This window comes from Mesorhizobium sp. M7A.F.Ca.CA.002.04.1.1 (assembly GCF_004022805.1).
Taxonomy (GTDB): Bacteria; Pseudomonadota; Alphaproteobacteria; order Rhizobiales; family Rhizobiaceae; genus Mesorhizobium; species Mesorhizobium ciceri.
The window spans coordinates 1-7,047 of sequence record NZ_RZPL01000260.1 but is presented as its reverse complement, the minus strand read 5'-3'; the positions used below and the strand labels follow the sequence as shown (position 1 = coordinate 7,047).

The following is a 7,047-nucleotide window of genomic DNA, read 5'->3' as shown; positions in this document are numbered from 1 at the left end:
GTATTTTCGCGGATTTCAGCATGCCGGCGATATGACCTTTGTTATTCCAGCCGCACAAGCGCTAGGCTGTGCGACCGAGCTTCGCATGCAAGGCGGCGATTCGGCAGGTCGAAACAACCGAGCCGTCTGGCCCAACGTGCGGTGCATTCCTGATCGAATCCTTGGACAAAAAAAGAACAAATCCGGATATTGCTTGTTTTTCAGATATTTGATCCCTCTTGCCAAATGAGAACAAAAAAGGTACAAATAGGCAGGGATTACGGATTGTCCGGCCTTCATTGACGACCAAGGGGTGATGTATCATGGCTCAGAATTCTTTGCGGCTGGTAGAGGACAAGGCAGTGGACAAATCAAAGGCTCTGGATGCGGCGCTGTCGCAGATCGAGCGGGCTTTCGGCAAGGGCTCGATCATGCGGCTCGGCGCCAACGAGCAGGTCGTCGAGATCGAAACGGTGCCGACCGGCTCGCTTGGCCTCGACATCGCGCTTGGCGTCGGTGGCCTGCCGCGCGGCCGCATCATCGAGATCTACGGGCCGGAAAGCTCGGGCAAGACGACGCTGGCCCTGCACACCGTGGCCGAAGCCCAGAAGAAGGGCGGCATCTGCGCTTTCGTCGATGCCGAGCACGCGCTTGACCCGGTCTATGCCCGCAAGCTTGGCGTCGATCTCGAAAACCTGCTGATTTCGCAGCCCGACACCGGTGAGCAGGCGCTGGAAATCTGCGACACGCTGGTGCGCTCCGGCGCCATCGACGTGCTGGTGGTCGATTCGGTCGCGGCGCTGACGCCACGTGCCGAAATCGAAGGCGAGATGGGTGATTCGCTGCCCGGCCTGCAGGCCCGCCTGATGAGCCAGGCGCTGCGCAAGCTGACCGCCTCGATCTCGCGCTCCAACACCATGGTCATCTTCATCAACCAGATCCGCATGAAGATCGGCGTCATGTTCGGTTCGCCCGAGACGACGACCGGCGGCAACGCGCTGAAATTCTACGCATCGGTGCGCCTCGACATCCGCCGCATCGGCTCGGTCAAGGACCGCGACGAAGTCGTCGGCAACCAGACCCGCGTCAAGGTGGTCAAGAACAAGCTGGCGCCGCCCTTCAAGGTGGTCGAGTTCGACATCATGTATGGTGAAGGCGTGTCCAAGACCGGCGAACTGGTCGATCTCGGCGTCAAGGCCGGCGTGGTCGAGAAGTCGGGCGCCTGGTTCTCCTACAATTCGCAGCGTCTCGGCCAAGGCCGCGAGAATGCCAAACTGTTCCTGCGCGACAATCCCGACACCGCACGCGAGATCGAGCTGGCGCTCCGACAGAATGCCGGGCTGATCGCCGAAAAGTTCCTTGAGAATGGCGGCTCCGAAGGTGGCGACGACGGGTTCGAGGAGGAATCCGGCGCGATGTGACAACTCGCGAGGTCGGCCGGAGTTCGGCCATAATCGCATTCTATTATCTCGGGCTTAAGTAATCGAGTTCCGCGTTAATGCGTTTTGAAACCGCCGGCCCAGTGCCGGCGGTTTTGCGTTTCGGCGGCGAAAACAGGCCGGTTCGAACGGCCGGCAAAGGCCGTGGATTGGACCAATTCCGTGTTTCTGGACAGGGTGAAGCGCGGCGGCTAAAAGGCCAAGTCCTAATCTTCTAAAACGCAGAGCCCATTTCCGCCGGTTTGCCGGCGGCCCTTCTGAAAAGGCAGCATTCATGAGTGGCGTGAACGAAATCCGGTCGACATTTCTCGACTACTTCCGCAAGGAGGGTCACGAGATCGTCGCGTCGAGTCCGCTGGTGCCGCGCAACGACCCGACGCTGATGTTCACCAACGCCGGAATGGTACAGTTCAAGAACGTCTTCACCGGCCTGGAGAAGCGGCCCTATTCGCGCGCCTCGACCGCCCAGAAGAGCGTTCGCGCCGGCGGCAAGCACAACGATCTCGACAATGTCGGCTACACCGCGCGTCATCTGACCTTCTTCGAGATGCTCGGCAACTTCTCCTTCGGCGACTATTTCAAGGAGCGCGCCATCGAGCTTGCCTGGAACCTGATCACCAGGGAATTCGGGCTGAGCAAGGACAAGCTGCTGGTCACCGTCTATCACACGGATGACGAGGCGGCCGGCTTCTGGAAGAAGATCGCCGGTTTTTCCGACGACCGCATCATTCGCATCGCGACCTCGGACAATTTCTGGGCGATGGGCGACACCGGACCCTGCGGGCCGTGCTCGGAGATCTTCATCGACCGCGGCGAGCACATCTGGGGCGGCCCTCCCGGCAGCCCGGAGGAGGACGGCGACCGTTTCCTGGAATTCTGGAACCTGGTGTTCATGCAGTATGAACAGGTGACGAAGGAGGAGCGCATCGACCTGCCGCGCCCCTCGATCGACACCGGCATGGGCCTGGAGCGCATGGCCTCCATCCTGCAAGGGGTGGAAAGCGTCTTCGAGACCGATCTGTTCCGTCACCTGATCGACGCGGCCTCGTCCGCGATCGGGCATGATCCCGACAAGGAGACGGTCGCCTCCTACCGAGTCATTGCCGATCATCTGCGCTCGTCCTCCTTCCTGGTCGCCGATGGCGTGCTGCCCTCGAACGAAGGCAGGGGCTACGTCCTGCGCCGCATCATGCGCCGCGCCATGCGCCATGCGCAGCTGCTCGGTGCCAACGAACCGCTGATGTGGAAGCTGGTGCCGGCGCTGGTGCGCGAAATGGGCCAGGCCTATCCGGAACTGCTGCGCGGCGAACAATTGATCACCGAGACGCTGAAGCTCGAGGAGACCAGGTTTCGCAAGACGCTGGTGCGCGGCCTCGGCCTGCTTTCCGAGGCGACCGAAACGCTGCATGCCGGCGACATGCTGGATGGCGAGACGGCCTTCAAGCTCTACGACACCTATGGCTTCCCGCTCGACCTGACGCAGGACGCACTGCGCCAGCGCAGCATCTCGGTCGATATTGCCGGCTTCACCAACGCGATGGAGCAGCAGAAGGCCGAGGCGCGCAAGCATTGGGCCGGGTCCGGCGACGCCGCCACCGAGACCATCTGGTTCTCGGTGCGCGAGAAGGCCGGCGCCACCGAGTTCCTCGGCTATGAGACTGAAGCTGCGGAAGGCATCATCCAGGCGCTTGTCCGGGACGGCAAGGCTGTCGACGGCGCCGGCAAGGGCGACGCGGTGGCGATCGTCGTCAACCAGACGCCGTTCTATGCCGAGTCCGGCGGCCAGATGGGCGACACCGGCGTCATCTCCGGCGAGGGGTTCTCGATCGAGGTTTCGGATACGCAGAAGAAGGCCGACGGGCTGTTCGTGCATATCGGCAAGGTGGCCAGCGGCACCGTCAAGACGGGCGCGGCTGTCGAGCTGAAGGTCGATCATGCAAGGCGCTCGAGGCTGCGCGCCAACCATTCCGCGACGCATCTGATCCATGAGGCGCTGCGCGAAGTGCTGGGCAGCCATGTCGCACAGAAGGGCTCGCTGGTCGCGCCCGAGCGCCTGCGCTTTGACATCTCGCACAACAAGCCGATTTCGGCCGAAGACCTCGAAGAGGTCGAGCGCATGGCCAACGAGATCGTCGTCCAGAACGGCCCGGTGACCACGCGCCTGATGTCGGTCGACGATGCCATCGCCGAGGGCGCCATGGCGCTGTTTGGCGAAAAGTACGGCGACGAAGTGCGCGTCGTGTCGATGGGCACCGGCCTGCACGGCGCCAAGGCGAACCGGCCCTATTCGGTCGAGCTCTGCGGTGGCACCCATGTCCGGGCGACCGGCGACATCGGCCTGGTGCGTGTCGTGTCGGACAGCGCGGTCGCCGCCGGCGTGCGCCGCATCGAGGCATTGACGGGCGAAGCCGCGCGCAAACATCTCGACGAGCAGGACAGGCGTTTGAAGGCGACGGCAGCCGTGTTGAAGATTTCGCCGGCCGATGTACCGGCGCGCGTCGAGACGCTGCTCGAAGAGCGCAAGAAGCTCGAAAAGGAACTGACCGAAGCGCGCAAGAAGCTGGCATTGGGCGGCGGATCGTCTGCCGATGCTCCAGCCGCCAATGAGACGGTCGCCGGTGTCGGCTTCCTCGGCAAGACGGTCTCAGGTGTCTCACCGAAGGACCTGAAGCCGCTGGCCGATGCCGGCAAGACGTCGCTCGGCTCCGGCGTCGTCGTCTTCGTCGGCGCCGGCGAAGACAACAAGGCAAGCGTCGTGGTGGCCGTCACCGACGACCTCGTCGGCCGCTTCAGCGCCGTCGACCTTGTCCGAGTGGCCTCGGCGGCACTCGGCGGGCAGGGCGGCGGCGGACGGCCCGACATGGCCCAGGCCGGCGGCCCCGACGCTTCCAAGGCCGATGATGCGATTGCTGCGGTAAGGGCGGCACTCGAAGCGGCGTAGGCGAGTGGACTGAATTTAAAGCAACGGTTGGAGGGACAGCGGACGTCACTTATCAGCCGATTTTTTCAGTCCGCACGAAGCTCGGCCGAGCCGCAATGCGCGCATACCAGTCCCGGATATCAGGGAACTCGGCCAGCAGATTTCGCCCCTCGGCGACCTTGACGAAATAACCGATGATCGGTGCGGCATGCAGGTCGGCCAGCGTCAGCTGGTCGCCCAGCAGCCACGGTCCCGGCGCTTTCAGCGCGGACAGCGTCCGAAGCGCTTTGCTCGCCTGAGCAAGGCCGCCGGCGATCAACGCCTCATCCGGCTGAGCCTTCTCCAGCCGCTCGACGGCGACATCCCAGACCATCGATCTGTAGGCATAGGCATCGAGCATGCCGATGATCTGGTTCATGGTTGCGCGGCCACGAGGCTCCGTCGCTTGCAGCGCTGGCCCGTCGAACGCCTCGTCAACATATCTGGCAATCGCGCTCGTCTCGAACAGCCGGAATCCGTCATGCTCGAAGGCCGGGATGCGGCCGAACGGATGATGTTCGAAATACCAGGCGGGAATCCCGTCGGCGGCAAAGACATCGACTGGCACAAGCTCGTAGTCGATGCCTTTTTCCTCAAGCACGAGGCGGACGATGCGCACATAGACGCTATAGTCCGCCCCGTAGACGATGGGCTTGCTCGACGATGTGGTGTTGACGCTATGATCGATGCGGGCGACGCTCTATTCTTTTATCTTCACAACGGGCTTGCCATCTTCGATGACGAGCGTGATCTTGCCTCCAAGCTCCGCCGGAGCGGGAGCGACATTGGCAGCTTGCACCTCAAACTTCGGCATGGAGTCCAAGAGCTCTTTGCCCTTGGTACTCTTTAGCCGTTCTTGCTGATCGAACCACATAGCCATTTACATCTACCTATTTTCGCAAATCCAGCTCATCCACGGAAGACAGATTTGCACTTCGACACGCCTCAAGTCTTTGTCGTTAACTCAGTGCTGTCGCGCACGAGATCAATATCGAGCGAAGCCTTTGGACGACATGCCTACGCCATCGCTTTCTGCAAATTCTCGTCGATCTTGTCGAGGAAACCGGTGGTCGACAGCCAGGGCTGGTCGGGGCCGATCAGCAGCGACAGGTCCTTGGTCATGAAGCCGGACTCGACCGTCTGGATACAGACCTTTTCCAGCGTGTCGGCAAAGCGCTTCAGCTCGGCATTGTCGTCGAGCTTGGCGCGGTGGGCGAGCCCCCGCGTCCAGGCGAAGATCGAGGCGATCGAATTGGTCGAGGTTTCCTCGCCCTTCTGGTGCTGGCGATAGTGGCGGGTAACGGTGCCGTGCGCGGCTTCGGCTTCCACCGTCTTGCCGTCCGGCGTCATCAGCACCGAGGTCATCAGGCCGAGTGAGCCGAAACCTTGCGCGACCGTGTCGGACTGGACGTCGCCGTCATAGTTCTTGCAGGCCCAGACATAGCCGCCCGACCATTTCAGGGCGGAGGCTACCATGTCGTCGATCAGGCGGTGCTCGTACCACAGCTTCTTCGACTTGAACTCGGTCTCGAATTCAGCCTCGTAGACCTCCTGGAAGATGTCCTTGAAGCGGCCGTCATAGGCCTTCAGGATGGTGTTCTTGGTCGACAGATAGACCGGGTAGTTGCGCAGCAAGCCGTAGTTCAGCGAGGCGCGGGCGAACTCGCGGATCGACTCATCGAGATTGTACATGGCCATGGCGACACCGGCGCCGGGCGCGTCGTACACATCGTGCTCGATCACCTGGCCGTCCTCGCCGACGAACTTGATGGTCAGCTTGCCCTTGCCGGGGAAGCGGAAATCGGTGGCGCGGTACTGGTCGCCGAAAGCGTGACGGCCGACGATGATTGGCTTGGTCCAGCCGGGCACCAGGCGCGGCACGTTCTTCATGATGATCGGCTCGCGGAAGATGGTGCCGCCGAGGATGTTGCGGATGGTGCCGTTCGGCGACTTCCACATCTTCTTCAGCTTGAACTCCTCGACGCGCTGCTCGTCAGGCGTGATCGTCGCGCATTTCACGCCGACGCCGTATTTCTTGATGGCGTTGGCCGAATCGATCGTCACCTGGTCGTTGGTGGCGTCGCGGTGTTCCACGCCGAGGTCGTAATATTCCAGCTTGAGGTCGAGATAAGGGTGGATCAGCTTGTCCTTGATGAACTGCCAGATGATGCGGGTCATCTCGTCGCCGTCGAGTTCGACGACCGGGTTCGCCACCTTGATCTTCGCCATGGAAAGAATGCCTCGTTGCTGGGATGTGGGACGGCCTTGCCCGCGTGGCGTTGGGCCGGGAGATGTCGCCCGTATATCAAAGCGCTTTTGGCCACGCAAACGGCGATCGGTCACGAATTGGAGGCCAGAGCCGTCGTCATTTGCGAATGCTTCATTTTCCCGGCCGAATATGGCAGGGGACGCTGAAATGCCGCAAACAGCAGTTCATTGACAATCATGCCCGTCACCAAAGATCCTGATAGCATTGCAGTCGCCGGCCCGGCGATCATCCTCGTCGAGCCTCAGCTTGGCGAGAACATCGGCATGGTCGCGCGCGCCATGGCCAATTTCGGTCTGTCGGAGCTGCGCCTCGTCAATCCGCGTGACGGTTGGCCGAGCGAGAAGGCACGTGCGGCGGCGAGCCGCGCCGATCATGTCATCGACGCCGTCACCGTCTTTGAC

7 protein-coding genes are annotated in these 7,047 nt (G+C 62.0%); 4 read left to right on the top strand and 3 right to left on the bottom strand.

Annotated features, from left to right (window positions below):
* The 3 genes from ENZ75_RS34605 to alaS form a co-directional block, all read left to right on the top strand.
* On the top strand, nt 1-229 hold a 229-nt coding region (locus ENZ75_RS34605; RefSeq protein ID WP_206617041.1), incomplete at its 5' end, for a hypothetical protein.
* 73 nt (nt 230-302) lie between these two features.
* On the top strand, nt 303-1,400 hold the full coding sequence (gene recA / locus ENZ75_RS15440; RefSeq protein ID WP_013532151.1) for a recombinase RecA: 1,098 nt from the start codon (nt 303-305) through the stop codon (nt 1,398-1,400).
* Between the two features lie 292 nt (nt 1,401-1,692).
* Entirely contained in the window at nt 1,693-4,359 is a 2,667-nt protein-coding gene (gene alaS, locus ENZ75_RS15435) for an alanine--tRNA ligase (protein WP_063167813.1), read from the top strand.
* 52 nt (nt 4,360-4,411) lie between these two features.
* On the opposite strand, the gene ENZ75_RS15430 is transcribed toward alaS, so the two are convergent.
* From ENZ75_RS15430 to ENZ75_RS15420, 3 genes are all read right to left on the bottom strand, one after another.
* Nucleotides 4,412-5,065 carry a glutathione S-transferase family protein gene (locus ENZ75_RS15430; RefSeq protein WP_063167814.1) on the bottom strand — a complete coding sequence of 218 codons (654 nt, stop codon included), beginning with the start codon at nt 5,063-5,065 and terminating at the stop codon, nt 4,412-4,414.
* A 12-nt stretch (nt 5,066-5,077) separates the two neighbouring features.
* The gene (locus ENZ75_RS15425) at nt 5,078-5,257 is read right to left on the bottom strand and encodes a hypothetical protein (RefSeq protein ID WP_027162373.1); all 180 of its coding nucleotides are present in this window, start codon (nt 5,255-5,257) and stop codon (nt 5,078-5,080) included.
* Nucleotides 5,258-5,394: 137 nt separating this feature from the next.
* Nucleotides 5,395-6,606, bottom strand: a complete 1,212-nt coding sequence (locus tag ENZ75_RS15420) for an NADP-dependent isocitrate dehydrogenase (protein ID WP_063167815.1) — start codon at nt 6,604-6,606, stop codon at nt 5,395-5,397.
* Nucleotides 6,607-6,822: 216 nt separating this feature from the next.
* On the opposite strand from ENZ75_RS15420, the gene ENZ75_RS15415 reads away from it, so the two are divergent.
* Nucleotides 6,823-7,047 (top strand): TrmH family RNA methyltransferase (locus ENZ75_RS15415; RefSeq protein WP_281061239.1); only part of this gene is annotated, 225 nt, incomplete at its 3' end.

What these genes read in the sequence shown, in the direction of transcription:
- recA (WP_013532151.1), top strand. Translation starts at nt 303, where the DNA reads ATGGCTCAGAATTCTTTGCGGCTGGTAGAGGACAAGGCAGTGGACAAA.
- alaS (WP_063167813.1), top strand. Translation starts at nt 1,693, where the DNA reads ATGAGTGGCGTGAACGAAATCCGGTCGACATTTCTCGACTACTTCCGC.
- ENZ75_RS15425 (WP_027162373.1), bottom strand. Translation starts at nt 5,257, where the DNA reads ATGGCTATGTGGTTCGATCAGCAAGAACGGCTAAAGAGTACCAAGGGC.
- ENZ75_RS15420 (WP_063167815.1), bottom strand. Translation starts at nt 6,606, where the DNA reads ATGGCGAAGATCAAGGTGGCGAACCCGGTCGTCGAACTCGACGGCGAC.